Below are 15,515 nucleotides of genomic sequence, written 5' to 3'. Positions count from 1 at the left end.
CATGCGGGTTCACGGCTGGCGCGCGGGGCTTGGGCGGATCGTTCCAGGGCTGCTGGTGGCCGGCGCGCTGCTGCTGCCCGCCGGCGCCGGCGCCCAGTCCTGGCCGAACGACGCCGGCCCCAGCCTCGACGTCCTTCGCGGCTCGATCCAGCAATGGGACCGGCTGGCGCCGCCGCCGGTCGATGCGGAGCGGCAGGCCGCCATCATCCCCGCGGTGGTCGATCCGCCCATCACCACCACGGTGGATGTCGGCCGCCCCATCGTTGCCCCGCTGCCCAGAGCGCCGCAGCCGCAAGTGCGGACCGGGCGGAGCGTACGGCAGACCGTCCGGCGCACCCGGCGCGGCACCACGACCTATCGGGCCAGCGCCCGCGGCACTAGCGCGGACGCGCTGGAGCGCAGCGTGAACGAGCGCGAGCGGCGCCTGGAGCGCATGCAGCAGGACCTGGAGGCCGACCGGCAGCGCCTGCAGAACCTCCGCGGCGGCGGCCCCGGCGCCTCCTTGGCGCCGCCGGCAGGCGGTGGCGGTTTCGTTATCGGCCCGGCGGCGGCCGCGACCGTTACGCCTCGCTGACCCGTCTTGCCAGCGGGCGCGTAAGAAGGCGTCTTATGGGAATGGATTCGCCATTCCGGCGAATCCATTCAGGAGTTCTTCCATGAAGCTGCCCGCCACGCTGATGGCCATGTCGGCCCTCGCCCTGCTCTCCGCCTGCGCGTCCGAGCCGCCCCCGCCGCCCCCGCCCCCGCCGATGGCCGCCGCCGCGCCGCCCCCGCCCCCGATGGCCGCTCCGGCGCCCACGATGGCCCCGGGCCGCTACGTCGGCGTCGCTCGCCTCGCCCAGCCGTCGCGCGCCTGCCGTATCCGCAGCATGAACGTGTCCGCCACCGTCGCCGGGGATCAGGTCACGCTGAACGGGCGCCGCCCGATGCAGCTCACCAACGCCCGCTTCGAGGACGGCATGATCATGGGCGAGACGTCCATGCGGAACTGCCAGTACAACGTGTCGCTGCGCCCGGCCGCGGCCCGTCGGGCACACCGCCGCGCTCGCTGACCGGCTGGGCGGGCCGACCGGAGCGTAACGCCCCGATCGGCTGCCTCGGCAGGTCGTCCGACGATCCGGGGGCACGGGCAGCCTGGATCGTCCGGATCAGGGCCCCATCGCGGGGCCGATGGCCCAGGGGCGCCGCGAGGCGCCCCTTGCCGCGTCAGGCGGGCTGCAGCGCCGTCTCGTAGGAGGCCTCGGTCTTGGACCGCACCTCCTCCTCCGTGACGCCGGGCGCCAGCTCCGTCAGCGTCATCCGGCCGGCCGCCTTGTCCACCTGGAAGACGCCGAGCTCTGTCACGACCATATCGACCACGCCCTGGCCCGTCAGCGGCAGGGAGCAGCGGTGCAGCAGCTTCGGCTTGCCCCCGGCGGTGTGCTCCATCAGCACCACCACGCGCTTGACCCCGGCGACGAGGTCCATCGCGCCGCCCATTCCCTTCACCATCTTCCCCGGGATCATCCAGTTCGCGAGATCGCCGTTCTCCGCCACCTGCATGGCGCCGAGGATGGAGAGGTCGATGTGCCCGCCGCGGATCATCGCGAAGCTGTCGGCGGAGGAGAAGAAGCTCGTCGTCGGCAGTTCCGACACCGTCTGCTTGCCGGCGTTGATGAGATCGGCATCCTCCTCGCCCTCTAGCGGGAAGGGGCCAAGGCCGAGCATGCCGTTCTCGCTCTGGAGTTGGACGGAGACCCCATCGGGGATGTGGTTCGCCACCAGCGTCGGGATGCCGATGCCGAGGTTGACGTAGAAGCCGTCCTCCAGCTCGCGCGCGGCGCGGGCCGCCATCTGGTCGCGGGTCCAGGGCATGGTTCGGCCTCCTCTCAGCGGGCGGTCTGGGTGGGCAGGGGATCGGTGCCGGCCGCGGCGGGCACCGGCGCCTCGCTCCGCTTGCGGACGGTGCGCTGCTCGATCCGCTTCTCGTAGCCCGGCGGGCAGACGATGATGCGCTTCACGAAGATGCCGGGCGTGTGGATCTGATCGGGATCGAGCGATCCCTGCTCCACCAGCTCCTCCACCTGCACCACCGTCACGCGGGCGGCGGTGGCCATCATCGGGTTGAAGTTCCGCGCGGTCTTCCGGTAGATCAGGTTGCCCTCCGGATCGGCCTTCCAGGCGTGGATGAGCGCGAGGTCCGCGACGATGCCGCGCTCCATCACATAGGTCTGGCCGTCGAACACCTGGGTCGGCTTGCCCTCCGCGACAGCGGTGCCGACGCCCGTCTTGGTGAAGAAGGCGGGGATGCCGGCGCCGCCGGCGCGGATGCGCTCGGCCAGCGTGCCCTGCGGGTTGAACTCGATCTCCAGCTCCCCGGCCAGGTACTGGCGGGCGAACTCCGCGTTTTCTCCCACGTAGCTCGCGATCATCTTGCGGATCTGCCGGGTCTTCAGCAGCAGCCCCAGCCCGGCATCGTCCACGCCGGCATTGTTCGAGACGCAGGTCAGGCCCTTCACGCCCGAATCCCGGATCGCCTCGATTAGCAGGGAGGGAATGCCGCAGAGCCCGAATCCGCCGGAGTGGATGAGCATGTCGTCGCGCAGCAGCCCCGCCAGGGCGGCCCTCGCGTCGGGGTACAGCTTCTTGCTCATGCGGCTCTCTCCGGCGTGCGGCCGGGCCGACCCTAGCCTCCGCGAAGGCCCCTCGAAAAGGGTGGGAGAAAGCGCCGGAAGGGGCCTTGCCCGCCCCGCCGGGCGCGGCTATATCGCCGCACCCCGGGTGGGGGGCCATAGCTCAGTTGGGAGAGCGCTTGAATGGCATTCAAGAGGTCGTCGGTTCGATTCCGATTGGCTCCACCAATTCAGGCCGGTTGACCGGCCAGGGGAAAGCGGGGCGCCCGGCGACGGGCGCCCCGCTTCGCGTTTGGGGGCTGCAGGCAGTGCGTCAGCCCACGCCCACGATGCGCCAGGCGTATTCCCGGCCGTCCGGCTCGGCGATCGTCACCGTCTCGCCGGGGCGGCAGGGGCTGCGGCTGCGCAGCACCGCGTGCAGCGGCGCATCCACCGGGCTGTCGTCGCGGCGGAAGAAGCGAAGCGCCCAGCCCTCATCCGGATCGTACTGCACGTCGCCTTCCATCAGGCCCTGGCCCGGCCAGATGCGCCGGGCCGGCCAGGGTTCCGGATCGGCCTGCCAGGCGGCCGGATCGGGATATCCCTGCGGGTCGAGCGTGAGCCGCAACTCGTAGCGGTGCTCCGGACTTCCTTCGGGAAGGCCGGTTCCACCGCCCGGCGACAGCACGACCAGCGGCATCTCAGCCTCCTCGCCTCTCGCGGGCCGGCGGGTCGCCCGCAGTCGCCCCCCGGCCCGTCGGCCGACCTTTCCGCGCGCGAGATCAGATCGCGACGCGCACACCCAACTCGACCACGCGGTCGCTGGGGATACGGAAGAACTCGGTCGCGGGAACCGAGTTGCGCGACATGACCGCGAAGAGCCACTGCCGCCAGCGCGACATCTTCGGAACCGTCGCCGCGACCAGCTGCTCCCGCCCGAGGAAATAGGAGGCCTGCATCGGCTGGTAATCCACGCCGAGTTCCCGCAGCCCCTCCAGCTCCTTGGGGATGTCGGGGCTCTCCTGGAATCCGTAGCAGAGCGTGACCCGGTGGATGTTCGGCGCCAGCTCCTCCACCTTGCGGCGCTCCGTCGCGCGCGGCGTGTCCTCGCCGGTGACGGTCACGAACAAGACCTTCTCGTGCAGGACCTTATTGTGTTTCATGTTGTGGAGCAGCGCGTTGGGCACGTAGTCCGCCTGGCTCGTCATGAAGATGGCCATGCCCGATACGCGCGTCGTGCGGGATTGCGGCAGCCTCGCCAGGAAGGACTTCAGCGGCAAGCTGTCCTGCCGGAAGCGGCTGAACAGCAGGTCCCGCCCCTTCCGCCACGTCAGCATGCTGGCAAACAGCCACCCGCCGATCACCAGCGGCACCCAGCCGCCCTCCGGCACCTTCAGCACGTTGGAAAGGAAGAAGGTGAGGTCCAGCGCGAAGAGCGGCGCGAAGACCGCGATCACCAGGGCCAGAGGCCAGCGGAAGGTGCGGTGGAACACCAGTCCCGCCAACGTGGAGGTCGCGAGGAAGGTGCCCGTCACGGCCAGCCCGTAGGCGGCCGCGAGGCTATCCGAGTTGCGGAAGGTGACCACCAGGACCAGCACGCCGACGAGCAGGGCGAAGTTCACCTGCGGCAGGTAGATCTGCCCCTCTTCCGTCTCGCTGGTGTGGCGCACGATCAGCCGCGGCAGGAAGCCGAGCTGCACGCATTGCCGCGCGATGGAATAGGCGCCCGAGATCATCGCCTGGCTGGCGATGATCGTCGCGCAGGTCGCCAGCACCACCAGCGGCAGCCGCAGCCATTCCGGCGCCAGCAGGTAGAAGGGATTCTCCAACGCCGCCCGGTCGGACAGCATCAGCGCCCCCTGCCCGAGGTAGTTCAGGGTCAGGGACGGTAGCACGAAGGCCACCCAGGCCACCTGGATCGGCCGCCGCCCGAAGTGCCCCATGTCGGCATAGAGCGCCTCCGCCCCCGTCACCGCCAGCACGACGGAGCCGAAGGCGATGAAGGCCGCGAGCTTGTAGGTGATGCAGAACTGCACGGCGTGGTGGGGAGAGAGGGCCGACAGCACCTCGGGTTCCCGGAACACCTCGATCAGGCCGAGCAGCCCGATCACGCCGAACCAGGCGACGGTGATCGGGCCGAAGATCTTTCCCATCAGGCCCGTGCCCCGGTATTGGAACAGGAACAGCCCCATCAGGATCGCCAGCGACAGGGGGACCACCGCCCCCTCGAAGGCCGGGGAGATGACCTTCAACCCCTCCACCGCCGACAGCACGGAGATGGCGGGGGTGATCACCCCGTCGCCGAAGAAGAGCGCCGCGCCGGCGATGCCGGTGACAGCGACGGCCCTCCGCCCCCGGTCGCTCCGCGTCACGCGCTGGGCGAGGGCCATCAGGGCGAGGATCCCGCCCTCCCCCCGGTTATCCGCCCTCATCACCAACCAGACGTATTTCACCGTCACGACGATGATGAGCGACCAGATGATGAGGGAGAGGATGCCGAGGATCTCCCAGCGCTCCAGCCCGTCCGAGGAGAAGTGGAGCAGCGCCGCCCGCATGGCGTAGAGCGGGCTGGTGCCGATGTCGCCATAGACCACGCCCAGCACCCCCAGCAGCACCGCTGCCGAGAGGGGCTGTCGGGGACCGTCGGGGGCCGCTGAGGTCACGGATGCGCCTGCTTCATGTCGTCGCGGCCGGGGAATGGCCCCCCGCCCGCCCGGCAGCAACCCCCCGCACCCCGCAGGGTTGCAGGGGTGCCATGCAAGGGCATGGCCGGAGGCGCTCCGGCCACGCCCGCGCGGCGGCCCTCAGTGCCCCCGCAGGATCTGGGAGAGGAAGAGCCGCAGCCGGTCCGTGGCCGGGTTGTTGAAGATCTGGGAGGGGGTGCCCTGCTCCACCACCTCACCCCGGTCCATGAAGACCACACGGTCGGCCACCTGCTGGGCGAAGCCCATCTCGTGCGTGACCACGATCATGGTCATGCCGGTCTCGGCCAGCCCGACCATGGTGTCCAGCACCTCCTTGATCATCTCGGGGTCGAGGGCGGAGGTCGGCTCGTCGAAGAGCATGATCTTCGGCTTCATGCAGAGGGCGCGCGCGATCGCCACGCGCTGCTGCTGCCCGCCGGAGAGCTGGCCCGGGTACTTCTTCGCCTGCTCCGGGATCTTCACCCGGGTCAGGTACTCCATGGCCAGCGCCTCGGCGTCCTTCTTCGGCATCCGCCGGACCCAGATCGGGGCCAGGGTGCAGTTCTCCAGGATCGTCAGATGCGGGAAGAGGTTGAAGGACTGGAACACCATCCCGACCTCGCGCCGGATTGCGTCCAGGGCGCGCACGTCGTCGGTCAGTTCCGTCCCGTCCACCAGGATCCGCCCCTCCTGGTGGGTCTCCAGCCGGTTGATGCAGCGGATCATGGTGGACTTGCCCGACCCGGACGGGCCGCACACCACCACGCGCTCCCCCGTCGCGACCTCCAGCGAGACGTCACGCAGGACGTGCATCGCGCCGTACCACTTGTTCACGCGGTCCAGCAGGATGGCGGGCGGCGCGTCGGTCCGGATGGCGGAGGCGACGTGGGTGTCGGCCTCGAGAGCGGCACTCATGCTGTGATCCTCTTTCTCGGGCTCAGCGCACGCGGTGGCGGTTCAGCTCCGCCTCCAGGTTCTGGCTGTAGCGGGACATGGCGAAGCAGTAGACGAAGTAGACGACGGAGATGGCGACGTAGACCTCCACGCCGAAGCCCTGCCAGGCGGGTTCCACGATCGCCGTCTTGCCGGCCGTCAGCAGGTCGAAGATGCCGATGATCAGCACCAGCGAGGTGTCCTTGAAGAAGCCAATGAAGGTGTTCACCAGTGGCGGGATCACCAGCCGCAGCGCCTGCGGCAGGATGATGAAGGCGGTCTTCTGCCAGTAGGACAGGCCCAGCGCCTCGGCCGCCTCGTACTGCCCCTTCGGAAGGGCCTGGAGGCCGCCGCGCACGACCTCGGCCAGGTACGCGCCGGCGAAGAGGATGACGGCGACCTGCGCGCGCAGGAGCTTGTCGATGTTCATCCCCTCCGGCAGGAAGAGCGGGAACATCACGCTGGCCATGAAGAGCAGCGAGATGAGCGGCACGCCGCGGATCAGCTCGACATACACGATGCAGAGCAGCCGGATCGCCGGCATCTTGGACCGCCGCCCCAGCGCCACCAGGATGGCCAGCGGAAAGGCGAAGGCGAGCCCGAAGGTCGCGAGGATGAGGGTGATCGGCAGCCCGCCCCAGCGCTCCTGCGGGACGAAGGGGAGGCCGAGGATGCCGCCCCACATCAGGATGCCGATCACGGTCAGCGTCACCGCCCAGACCACCGCCAGTTCCCAGCGCCAGAAGCGACGCATGGCCGAGACGATGAAGAGGCCGGTGAACAGCACGCAGACCAGCGCCGGCCGCCAGTGCTGCTCGTAGGGGTAAGTGCCGAAGAGGATGAAGCGGTGCTTCTCCGTGATCACCGCCCAGCAGGCGCCGGGATTGGGGGATGCCTTCAGCTCCCGGCAGGCGGCCGTCTGGTTGTTCGGCACCGACCAGATGGCATTCACGAAGGCCCAGTCGATGAAGGACAGGGCGTAGCGGACGACGAAGTAGCCCAGCACCAGCGTGACCGCGGTGTTGATCCAGGAGGAGAAGAGATTCGCCCGGGCCCAGGCGATCGGCCCGGTGGTGAGCACCGGCGGCCGCCTGGGGGCCGAGGCCTCCGGGACTCCGGCGACGGCGGTGCCGAGGGTGATGTCGCTCATGGCCGCCTCCTCAGCGCTCAACCAGCGCGATGCGCGAGTTGTACCAGTTCATGAAGAAGGAGATGGACAGGCTGATCGTCAGGTAGACCAGCATGATGATCGCGATGCCCTCGATCGCCTGCCCCGTCTGGTTCAGCGTCGTGTTCGCGATGGAGACGATGTCCTGGTAGCCGATGGCCACCGCCAGGGACGAGTTCTTCGTCAGGTTCAGGTACTGGCTGGTCATCGGCGGCACGATCACCCGCAGCGCCTGCGGCAGCACGATTCGCCGCAGCACCGTCCCGGGCCGCAGCCCCAGGGCCTGCGCCGCCTCCCACTGGCCCTTGGCAACGGCCAGGATGCCGGCGCGCACGATCTCGGCGATGAAGCCGGCGGTGTAGGTCACCAGCCCGACCAGCAGCGCGAAGTACTCGGGCGAGATGGTCAGCCCACCGACGAAGTTGAAGCCGCGCCGCTCCGGCCACTCCACCCCGACCGGGGCGCCGCCCACCACCCAAACCACCAGCGGCAGCCCGACCAGGAAGCCGAGCGCGGCCGGCCAGATCGGCCGCGGCTGCCCATCGGCCATCTGCCGCTTCCGCATCTCCTTCGTGAAGAGCCATGTGGCGAATGCGCCGGCCACGAAGGCGAGCAGCGCCCAGGAATGCCCGACCTCCCAGTCCAGCCAGGGCAGCTTCAGCCCGCGGTTGCTGAGGAAGACGCCGGTGACCGGGTTCAGCGCCCCGCGCGGCGGCGGCAGCGACTGCAAGATGGTGTACCAGAACAGCAACTGCAGCAGCAGTGGGATGTCCCGGATCACCTCGACATAGACGGCCGCGATCTTCGAGAGCAGCCAGTTCTTCGACAGCCGCGCGATGCCGACTAGCGTGCCGAGGATCGTGGCCAGGATCACGCCGACCACCGCCACCTTCAGCGTGTTCAGCACGCCCACGGTCAGAGCCCGCAAGTAGTTGTTGGCGGGCGTGTACTCGATCAGCGATTCGCCGATCGGCAGCCCCGCCTCCCGCGTCAGGAAACCGAAGCCGGTCGCGATCCGCCGCACTTCCAGATTGTGCTGGGTGTTGCGCACCAGCCACCAGACGATGCCGACCACCGCGCCGACGATCAGCACCTGCCAGACGATGGCGCGCACCCGCTCATCGGCCCAGGAGAGGGTTAATTTCTTCTTCGGCGGTGCGCGGAGGTGCCGCGGGTCGATGGTGGTCTGCGACATCCGGTGGTGCCTTGCAGAGAGGGAAAACAAAGGGAGGGGCCGCGGGTGCGGCCCCTCCCGGGATCAGATCAGCGCAGCGGCGGCGCGTATTGCAGGCCGCCATTGGTCCAGAGGGCGTTGCGACCGCGCTGGATGCCGATCGGCGTCAGGTTGCGGTCGAACACCTCGGCGTAGTTGCCGACCTGGCGGATGATCTGCACCGCCCAGTTGTTCGGCAGGCCGACCATTTGGCCGAGTTCGCCGGTGCGGCCCACCAGGCGCTGCACGTCCGGGCGCGGGTCGTTCGCCATGCCCTCCACGTTGGCGGCGGTCACGCCGAGTTCCTCGGCCGTGACCATCGCGAAGTGGACCCACTTCATAATGTCGGCCATGCGCTGGTCGCCGTGGCGAACGGCCGGGCCAAGCGGCTCTTTCGAGATCACGTCCGGCAGGATCAGGTGATCCGCCGGGCGCGGCTGGGTGGCGCGGGTGGAGGCGAGGCCGGAGACGTCCGTCGTGTACACGTCGCAGCGGCCGGACACATAGGCGCCCACGACCTCCTCCAGCCGCTCGATCACCACGGGGGTGAAACGGATGCGGGCGGAACGGGACCAGTCCGTCAGGTTCTGCTCGGTGGTCGTGCCGGGCTGCACGCAGATGGTGGCGCCGTCCAGCTGCGCCGCGTTCTGCACGCCGGCGTTGGCGCGGACCATGAAGCCCTGGCCGTCGTAGAAATTGATGACGTTGAACTCGAGCCCGAGCGAGGTGTCGCGCGACATCGTCCAGGTCGTGTTGCGGGCGAGGATGTCCACCTCACCGGACTGGAGCGCGGTGAAGCGGCTCTGCGCGGTGGTGGGGACGTAGCGCACCTTGCTCGCATCCCCGAGGATGGCGGCCGCCATGGCACGGCAGAAGTCCACGTCGAAGCCGCGCCACACGCCCTGGCTGTCCGGCTGCGCGAACCCGGCGATGCCGGTGTTCACGCCGCAGATCAGCGTGCCGCGCTGGCGGATGGCATCGACGGTCGGCGAAGCGCCGGTCGGCGCCGGGGCCTGGGCGAGGGCGGGGATGGCGCTGAGCGCCGTCATGGCGACGGCACCGATGGCGCCGAGGGTGGTCAGCCGCAAGGGCTTCATGAACTCTGGTCTCCCCCAGGGAAGGAACGGTGGTCCCGGGCAACATGCTGCGCCAGGGATGTGCCCCGATCAACGCGGGATTGCGCGGATCGCGGGGCAATCCCCCTACCTGCCCCAGGCCCGTCCGGCAAATCCGCCCGCCGAAACCGCCTGGAAACGGCAGCTTCCTGGACACGCAATCCTCATGCCGGTGTTAACCGCCCTCCTCGCGGCTCTTCCCCGCGCCCGCGGTTGGTGCGACCACACCGGCCTTCGGAAGGAGCCGCGCTTGCTCACCCTGGACCCCGCCCGCGTCGCCGCGCTGCTGCCCTGGGGCGCGCTGAACGACGCGCTCGCCGCCATGTTCCGGCAGGGCTGCGAATCCCCGCTGCGCCACGCCCACACCTGGCCGGAGGGCGCGGGGGAGAACACGCTCCTCCTCATGCCGGCCTGGCAGGCGGGCCGCTACAGCGGCGTGAAGATCGTCCATGTCGCGCCCGCCCACGCACCCGCCGTCCACGCGGCCTATCTTCTGTCCGACGCGCACACCGGCGCGCCGCTGGCGCTGCTCGACGGCGGCGCGCTGACGGACCGCCGGACGGCCGCCGCCAGCGCCCTCGCCGCGCGACACCTCGCGCGCCCCGACAGCCGCCGCCACCTGATCCTCGGCAGCGGCAAGGTCGCCCACGCCCTCGCCGGCGCCTACCGCGCCGCCTTCCCGATCGAGCGAATCGCGGTCTGGTCCCGCGACCCCGCCAACGCGGAACGCCTCGCCGCCCGCCTTCGCGCCGAGGGCCACCCAGCGGTCGCCGCGGCCTCGCCCGACCCGTCGGAGGCCGACATCGTCTCGGCCGCGACGCTCTCCACGACGCCGCTGCTTCGCGGGGCGGCCGTCCGGCCTGGCACGCATGTGGACCTCGTCGGCGCCTTCCGCCGGACGATGCGCGAATCCGACACCGACCTCATCGCCCGCGCCACCCTCGTGGTCGACACCCGCGCCGGCGCCCTGGCCGAGGCCGGCGACGTCACCCAGCCCATCGCCGAGGGCGCGATCACCGAATCGCACGTGGTCGCGGAGTTGGCCGAGCTCCTCCGCGGCGCCCATCCCGGCCGCCGCACCGCGGAGGAGATCACCGTGTTCAAGTCCGTCGGCTGGGCCGGGGAGGACCTCGCCGCCGCGATTCTCGCCTACGAGGCCGCCCGGGCCGAGACCGCCCCGCCGGACTGAGGCAGCACGACCGACGCCGCCTCCACCCGCGCGCCGGCCGCCTCCAGCGCGGTCCGCGCCGCTTCCGGCACGGCCCATCCCAGTTCCACGCGCCCCCGCGCCAGCCGCAGCGGCGGCCGCGGTCCCGCCGGCAGGCCCGACGCGCCGGACATCGCGAGGACGAGCGCCGATTCCAGCGCGGGGGACCGGTACTCCACCGCCGTCCCGTCCTCCCCTTCCAGCGCCAGCGGCCCGCCGGAGGCGAGCACCAGCAGCGGCAGCAGGTCACCGATCACCCGGTCGGCCCGCCCGCTCCGGACGCTCTCCTCCCGCCCGAGCGCGAGGTAGCCGCGCGCCAGCCGGTCATAGTCCTGCGCCGCGTCCCAGGCCCGGGTAACGAGCTTCGTCACCCGTTCCCCCTCCGGCATCCGCGGCACGGCGGATTCCAGGTTGGCCGTCAGCACCATGGAGAGATTGTTCACCGCGTGCCGCACCGGCCGCAGCAGCAGCGCCATCGCCTGGTCGGCCGGTGTGGTCATGCGTCCTCCAGCGAGAGAAAGGGCGTGGGGAAGGTCTTCCTCCCTGCTCCCCCCCGCCTGTTCCCGTCAGGCTGCCGCGGAACGGATCAGGGATGTTCCGCGGCAGCCTGACAGAAGAAGGAAGGGGTCCGGGGGAGTTCACTCTCCCAGCCTCAACCCGGCAATCCCACAAGCACGTCATGGAATAACCGGGCCGGCAAGGTGCCGCCCCGCACGTCGTCCATCGGCGTCGCATCGTCGTTGCCCAGCCAGACGCCGATCACCTGCCCGCCGGAGAAGCCGACGAACCAGGCGTCGCGGTTGTCCTGCGTCGTCCCGGTCTTCCCGGCCACCAGCCGGCCCGGCGCCGAGGCGGCGCGCCCGGACCCGCGGGCCACCACCGCCTCCAGCATCCGCCGGATCGCCTGGGCGTGCTCCGGGTTCACCGCCCGCGCCGGGGCCGGCGCCGCCGCCGGCAGCACCCGGCCCTCGGACCGCGCCGAGGCAATCCCGTGCGGCGTGACACGCAGCCCGCCGTTGGTGAAGGCGGCATAGGCGGCGGTCAGCTCCATCAGGCTCGCCTCCCCCGTGCCGAGCGCGATCGTCGCGTCATTCGGGAAGGGTCCCGCCAGCCCGAGCCGCCGCGCCACATCGGCCGAGGTCCGCCATCCCCCACCCCGCTGCAGCACCCGCACCGCCGAGGTGTTCACCGAATGCGCCATCGCCTCGTCCAGCGGCAGGTCGCCCCGGGACCGCCAGCCGCCATTCCCCGGCGACCAGCGCCCGAGCGTGATTGGCGCGTCGGACACCGTGCTGTCGGGGGAAAGTCCCGCCTCCAGCGCCGCGAGGTAGACGAAGGGCTTGAACGCCGATCCCGGCTGCCGCCGCGCGGAGACCGCCCGGTTGAACGGGCTGCGCCGATAGTCCCGCCCGCCCGCCATCGCCCGCACCGCCCCGGTCGCGGCGTCCAGCACCACCACCGCCCCCTGCCCCACCCCGGCCGCCGCGCCCGGACCGGCCAGCAGCGCCTCCAGCCGCGCCTCCACCAGCGCCTGCGCCCGCAGGTCGAGCGTCGTCCGCAGCGCCAGGTCGGCGGAGCCGGGGTAGCGCGCCGCGAGGTCATCCATCACCCAGTCCGCGAACCAGCCGAGGTCGCGGGAGGGTCGCGCGGGAAAGGCGATCTTCTCCGCCTCCGCATCCGCCTGGGCCTCGGTCAGCGCGCCGGTCGCGGCCATGGCGCGCAGCACCTCCGCCCCGCGTGCGGCCGCCGCGGCCGGGTTCGCCCGCGGATTCAGGCGGGACGGCGCCCGCGGCAACCCCGCCAGCACCGCCGCCTGCCAGATCGTCAGGCGCCGCGCCGGAACGCCGAAATACAGCCGGGCCGCCGCGTCCACCCCGTAGGCCCCGCCGCCGAGATAGACGCGGTTGAGATAGATCTCGAGGATCTCGTCCTTCGTGAAGCGGCTCTCCAGCCACAGGGCGAGCATCGCCTCCTGCACCTTTCGCCGCAGCGACCGCTCCGGCGTCAGGAAGAGGTTCTTCGCGAGCTGCTGCGTCAGCGTGGAGCCACCCTGCGACACCCGCCCGCTGGTCGCGTTCACCCAGGCCGCCCGCAGCAGCCCGAACACGTCCAGCCCGAAATGGTGGCGGAACCGCCGGTCCTCGATCGCCAGCAGCGCGGTCGGCACGTGGATCGGCAGGTCGCGCACCCGCACCGTCTCCCCGTACAGGTCGCCGGCCGTCGCGAGCAGCCGCCCGTCCGCCGCCTCCAGCGTGACGGAAGGCCGGCGCGTGATCGCCAGCGCATCCTCCGGCCGCGGTAGGTCCCAGGCGAAGAAGAGGAACAGCGCCGCGAGCGCGACGGCGCCCCAAATCGTGCCCTGCACCAGCCAGGCAAGCAGCCGGCCCCGGCGCCTGGAGACCGGCGGAGTCGCAGCGGCCGGCGCCGGCGCGGGCGGCTCGGGCGGTGCCATGCGTGAGGGATTCCCGCGCCTTGCGCGGGACGCGGAGGCCGCCATGCGTTCCGTCGTTGCGGTCGGGCCCCTCGGCATGCGACACGCCCTTACCACGATAACGTGAGGGCCGCACCAAGACGGGCGGGCCAGAGAGGGGAACCCACCGGATGCGGTTGGCGACGGGACTCCGTTTGCGCCTCGGCAGCCTCACGCTGCTCGCTCTCGCGGCCATCTCGGTCGCCCCGCGCGAGGCACGGGCGGTGGTGGACAGCCAGCAGTGTCGCGGCGAATGCGGTGCCACCCTGCCGGAGCGCGGCCAGAACAGCGCCGTCATCCAGGCCTGCCTCATGCGGTGCGAGACGCGCCGCGCCGCCCTCGGCAATGCCGGCCCCACCGGCACGACCGCCATGCCGACGCCGGCAACCCCCTGGACCCGGCTTTCCAACGGCTCCCGGCCGGAGCTCGACCGCCTGACGCGGGAGGCGCGGGACCAGGCCATGGAGCGCCGCCAGGGCAACCAGGGCTTCACCGTCATGGCCGGAACGCCCGCCGCAACGACCGCGGCTGCTCCGACCGCTGCTGCGGCGCCCGCCACCGCGGGCCGCCGTCCGGACGGGCGCCCGGGTGCCCCGCCGCCGCCCGTGCCGGTCGCCGTCGCCGGCGCGGCCCCGAGGCCGCAGCCCGGCTCGTCCTTCCTCGGCTCCCTCATGGCCGCCCAGGCAGCGGAGCCGGGCATGGCGGCGCGGGCCAGCGCCCCCGTCGTCCCGACCGGCGGGCTGCACGGCGCGATCTATCTCGCCGCCACCCCGTCCCGCAGCTACGGGCTCGCCGTGGGCATGGCAGACCGCGCCGCCGCCCATCGCGGGGCGCAGAGCGGCTGCGTCGGCGGCCAGGGATCACCCTGCCGGATGGCGGCCGAGTTCACCGCCCGCTGCGCCGCGGTGGCGCACGCCCTGCGCGGCGCCGGCGCGGTCACGATGACGAGCCACCCCAGCACCTTCACCGTGATCGCCGCGACCACCGGCACCGGCAACTCGCGGCCCGAGGCGGAGCGGGCCGCCCTCTCGGCCTGCAGCCAGCGCGGCCGGGGCGTGCAGTGCCAGGTCACCGAGGCGCGCTGCGTCAGCGGCGCCTGAGCGGCCCCGCATGAGCGACGCAGCCCCCACCCTCGCCCGCCTGGCGGAGGTCCGCCGCGGCCCCGCGATCGAGAGCGTCCACCACGGCGTGGTCGCCGTGGCCGACGCGTCGGGTGCGATCCTCCATGCCTGGGGCGACCCGGCGCTGACGACCTTCCCCCGCTCCTCCCTCAAGCCCTTCCAGGCCCTCGCCCTGGTGGAGAGCGGCGGCGCCGACGCGCTGACGACCGAGCACCTCGCCCTCGCCTGCGCGTCGCACCGCGCCGAGCCCTTTCAGGTCGCGATGGTGTCGGACTGGCTGCGCCGCATGGAACTGCCCGAGAGCGCCCTCGTCTGCGGCCCCGCCTGGCCGATGGGAGAGGCGGACCACGTCGCCGCCATCCGCGCCGGCGACCGGCGCCGGGTCTTCCACAACTGCTCCGGCAAGCATTGCGGCTTTCTGGCCGCTTCGCGCGCCCTCGGCGCTCCGACCGCCGGCTATGATAGCCCGGACCACCCGGCCCAGCGCCACTGGCTCGCGGCCTTCTCCGACTTCCTCGGCCACGACGCCGCCGCCCTGCCCCGCGGCACGGATGGCTGCGGCCTGCCCGCGCTGAACCTCTCCGTCGGCGACATGGCCCGCGCCGCCGCCCGCTTCGCCGCCGGCGCCGTGCCCGGCGCCCGGCGCGCCGCCACCGCCCGCCGCATCCTGGGCGCCATCGCCGAGTTCCCCGACCACCTCTCCGGCCGCGACGCCGCCACCAGCCGCGTGGTCCGCGCGATGGAGGGCCGCGTTCCCCTGAAGCAGGGCGCCGAGGGTTTCGTCGTCGCCTTCGTGCCCGAGCGCGGCCTGGGCATCGCGATCAAGATGGCCGACGGCGCCTCCCGCGGGAAAATGGCCGTGCTGGCCACCCTTCTCGGGCGCCTCGGGCTGCTGGCCGAAGACCGCGTCGCGGCGCTGGTAGAGGCGGTCGAGGACCCGATCCTGGACAGCAACGGGCAGCGGGCGGGACAGGTGGTGCCGACCCTGAATTAAGGTTCGGACGGGTCCGCAT

General features: G+C 71.8%; 15 protein-coding genes and 1 tRNA gene. 6 read left to right on the top strand and 10 right to left on the bottom strand.

What is annotated here, in order from left to right; translation table 11 throughout:
* The first annotated feature begins 1 nt into the window (after window position 1).
* Both ACP6CK_RS25685 and ACP6CK_RS25680 read left to right on the top strand, forming a co-directional pair.
* Window positions 2-574 (top strand): hypothetical protein, encoded by a 573-nt coding sequence (locus ACP6CK_RS25685; RefSeq protein WP_426956171.1) that lies wholly within the window; start codon window positions 2-4, stop codon window positions 572-574.
* 82 nt (window positions 575-656) lie between these two features.
* Complete coding sequence (locus ACP6CK_RS25680) at window positions 657-1,052, top strand: hypothetical protein (protein ID WP_426956170.1); 396 nt, start codon at window positions 657-659, stop codon at window positions 1,050-1,052.
* 154 nt (window positions 1,053-1,206) lie between these two features.
* Here the strand turns inward: ACP6CK_RS25680 and ACP6CK_RS25675 are convergent, their stop codons facing one another.
* Window positions 1,207-1,854 (bottom strand): CoA transferase subunit B, encoded by a 648-nt coding sequence (locus ACP6CK_RS25675; protein ID WP_426956169.1) that lies wholly within the window; start codon window positions 1,852-1,854, stop codon window positions 1,207-1,209.
* Between the two features lie 14 nt (window positions 1,855-1,868).
* On the bottom strand, window positions 1,869-2,633 hold the full coding sequence (locus ACP6CK_RS25670) for a CoA transferase subunit A (RefSeq protein ID WP_426956168.1): 765 nt from the start codon (window positions 2,631-2,633) through the stop codon (window positions 1,869-1,871).
* A gap of 131 nt (window positions 2,634-2,764) precedes the next feature.
* On the opposite strand from ACP6CK_RS25670, the gene ACP6CK_RS25665 reads away from it, so the two are divergent.
* Window positions 2,765-2,840 (top strand) — tRNA-Ala (locus ACP6CK_RS25665).
* Window positions 2,841-2,925: 85 nt separating this feature from the next.
* On the opposite strand, the gene ACP6CK_RS25660 is transcribed toward ACP6CK_RS25665, so the two are convergent.
* The 6 genes from ACP6CK_RS25660 to ACP6CK_RS25635 form a co-directional block, all read right to left on the bottom strand.
* Window positions 2,926-3,291 (bottom strand): hypothetical protein, encoded by a 366-nt coding sequence (locus ACP6CK_RS25660; RefSeq protein ID WP_426956167.1) that lies wholly within the window; start codon window positions 3,289-3,291, stop codon window positions 2,926-2,928.
* Window positions 3,292-3,373: 82 nt separating this feature from the next.
* A complete protein-coding gene (locus ACP6CK_RS25655; protein WP_426956166.1) occupies window positions 3,374-5,254 on the bottom strand; it encodes a potassium transporter Kup in 1,881 nt (626 codons plus the stop codon).
* A 141-nt stretch (window positions 5,255-5,395) separates the two neighbouring features.
* Entirely contained in the window at window positions 5,396-6,190 is a 795-nt protein-coding gene (locus ACP6CK_RS25650) for an amino acid ABC transporter ATP-binding protein (RefSeq protein WP_426956165.1), read from the bottom strand.
* Between the two features lie 22 nt (window positions 6,191-6,212).
* Window positions 6,213-7,358, bottom strand: a complete 1,146-nt coding sequence (locus ACP6CK_RS25645) for an amino acid ABC transporter permease (protein ID WP_426956164.1) — start codon at window positions 7,356-7,358, stop codon at window positions 6,213-6,215.
* A 10-nt stretch (window positions 7,359-7,368) separates the two neighbouring features.
* Window positions 7,369-8,571 carry an amino acid ABC transporter permease gene (locus ACP6CK_RS25640; RefSeq protein ID WP_426956163.1) on the bottom strand — a complete coding sequence of 401 codons (1,203 nt, stop codon included), beginning with the start codon at window positions 8,569-8,571 and terminating at the stop codon, window positions 7,369-7,371.
* 68 nt (window positions 8,572-8,639) lie between these two features.
* Window positions 8,640-9,686, bottom strand: coding sequence for an amino acid ABC transporter substrate-binding protein (locus tag ACP6CK_RS25635; protein WP_426956162.1), 1,047 nt, complete (start codon window positions 9,684-9,686; stop codon window positions 8,640-8,642).
* A 268-nt stretch (window positions 9,687-9,954) separates the two neighbouring features.
* Between ACP6CK_RS25635 and ACP6CK_RS25630 the strand changes: the two genes are divergently transcribed.
* Entirely contained in the window at window positions 9,955-10,893 is a 939-nt protein-coding gene (locus ACP6CK_RS25630) for an ornithine cyclodeaminase family protein (RefSeq protein WP_426956161.1), read from the top strand.
* Here ACP6CK_RS25630 and ACP6CK_RS25625 read toward each other — a convergent pair.
* Both ACP6CK_RS25625 and ACP6CK_RS25620 read right to left on the bottom strand, forming a co-directional pair.
* Window positions 10,854-11,411, bottom strand: coding sequence for a hypothetical protein (locus ACP6CK_RS25625; RefSeq protein WP_426956160.1), 558 nt, complete (start codon window positions 11,409-11,411; stop codon window positions 10,854-10,856). The two genes, ACP6CK_RS25630 and ACP6CK_RS25625, sit on opposite strands and share 40 nt — an antisense overlap.
* 152 nt (window positions 11,412-11,563) lie before the next feature.
* Window positions 11,564-13,363 (bottom strand): transglycosylase domain-containing protein, encoded by a 1,800-nt coding sequence (locus ACP6CK_RS25620; RefSeq protein WP_426956159.1) that lies wholly within the window; start codon window positions 13,361-13,363, stop codon window positions 11,564-11,566.
* Between the two features lie 149 nt (window positions 13,364-13,512).
* Between ACP6CK_RS25620 and ACP6CK_RS25615 the strand changes: the two genes are divergently transcribed.
* Entirely contained in the window at window positions 13,513-14,481 is a 969-nt protein-coding gene (locus ACP6CK_RS25615) for a DUF4189 domain-containing protein (protein ID WP_426956158.1), read from the top strand.
* A 10-nt stretch (window positions 14,482-14,491) separates the two neighbouring features.
* Window positions 14,492-15,496 carry an asparaginase gene (locus tag ACP6CK_RS25610; RefSeq protein ID WP_426956157.1) on the top strand — a complete coding sequence of 335 codons (1,005 nt, stop codon included), beginning with the start codon at window positions 14,492-14,494 and terminating at the stop codon, window positions 15,494-15,496.
* Window positions 15,497-15,515 lie beyond the last annotated feature (19 nt).

The sequence above is a fragment of the Muricoccus radiodurans genome (assembly GCF_050154705.1).
GTDB lineage: Bacteria > Pseudomonadota > Alphaproteobacteria > Acetobacterales > Acetobacteraceae > Roseomonas > Roseomonas radiodurans.
Note: the sequence above shows the minus strand (reverse complement) of the source record. Positions and strands in the feature narration are given on the sequence as shown.

Bases quoted from the DNA above. Each gene is read 5' to 3' on its own strand.
- ACP6CK_RS25645 (WP_426956164.1), bottom strand. From the start codon at position 7,358: ATGAGCGACATCACCCTCGGCACCGCCGTCGCCGGAGTCCCGGAGGCC.
- ACP6CK_RS25660 (WP_426956167.1), bottom strand. From the start codon at position 3,291: ATGCCGCTGGTCGTGCTGTCGCCGGGCGGTGGAACCGGCCTTCCCGAA.
- ACP6CK_RS25675 (WP_426956169.1), bottom strand. From the start codon at position 1,854: ATGCCCTGGACCCGCGACCAGATGGCGGCCCGCGCCGCGCGCGAGCTG.
- ACP6CK_RS25615 (WP_426956158.1), top strand. From the start codon at position 13,513: ATGCGGTTGGCGACGGGACTCCGTTTGCGCCTCGGCAGCCTCACGCTG.
- ACP6CK_RS25635 (WP_426956162.1), bottom strand. From the start codon at position 9,686: ATGAAGCCCTTGCGGCTGACCACCCTCGGCGCCATCGGTGCCGTCGCC.
- ACP6CK_RS25610 (WP_426956157.1), top strand. From the start codon at position 14,492: ATGAGCGACGCAGCCCCCACCCTCGCCCGCCTGGCGGAGGTCCGCCGC.
- ACP6CK_RS25685 (WP_426956171.1), top strand. From the start codon at position 2: ATGCGGGTTCACGGCTGGCGCGCGGGGCTTGGGCGGATCGTTCCAGGG.
- ACP6CK_RS25620 (WP_426956159.1), bottom strand. From the start codon at position 13,363: ATGGCACCGCCCGAGCCGCCCGCGCCGGCGCCGGCCGCTGCGACTCCG.
- ACP6CK_RS25640 (WP_426956163.1), bottom strand. From the start codon at position 8,571: ATGTCGCAGACCACCATCGACCCGCGGCACCTCCGCGCACCGCCGAAG.
- ACP6CK_RS25650 (WP_426956165.1), bottom strand. From the start codon at position 6,190: ATGAGTGCCGCTCTCGAGGCCGACACCCACGTCGCCTCCGCCATCCGG.
- ACP6CK_RS25680 (WP_426956170.1), top strand. From the start codon at position 657: ATGAAGCTGCCCGCCACGCTGATGGCCATGTCGGCCCTCGCCCTGCTC.
- ACP6CK_RS25670 (WP_426956168.1), bottom strand. From the start codon at position 2,633: ATGAGCAAGAAGCTGTACCCCGACGCGAGGGCCGCCCTGGCGGGGCTG.
- ACP6CK_RS25625 (WP_426956160.1), bottom strand. From the start codon at position 11,411: ATGACCACACCGGCCGACCAGGCGATGGCGCTGCTGCTGCGGCCGGTG.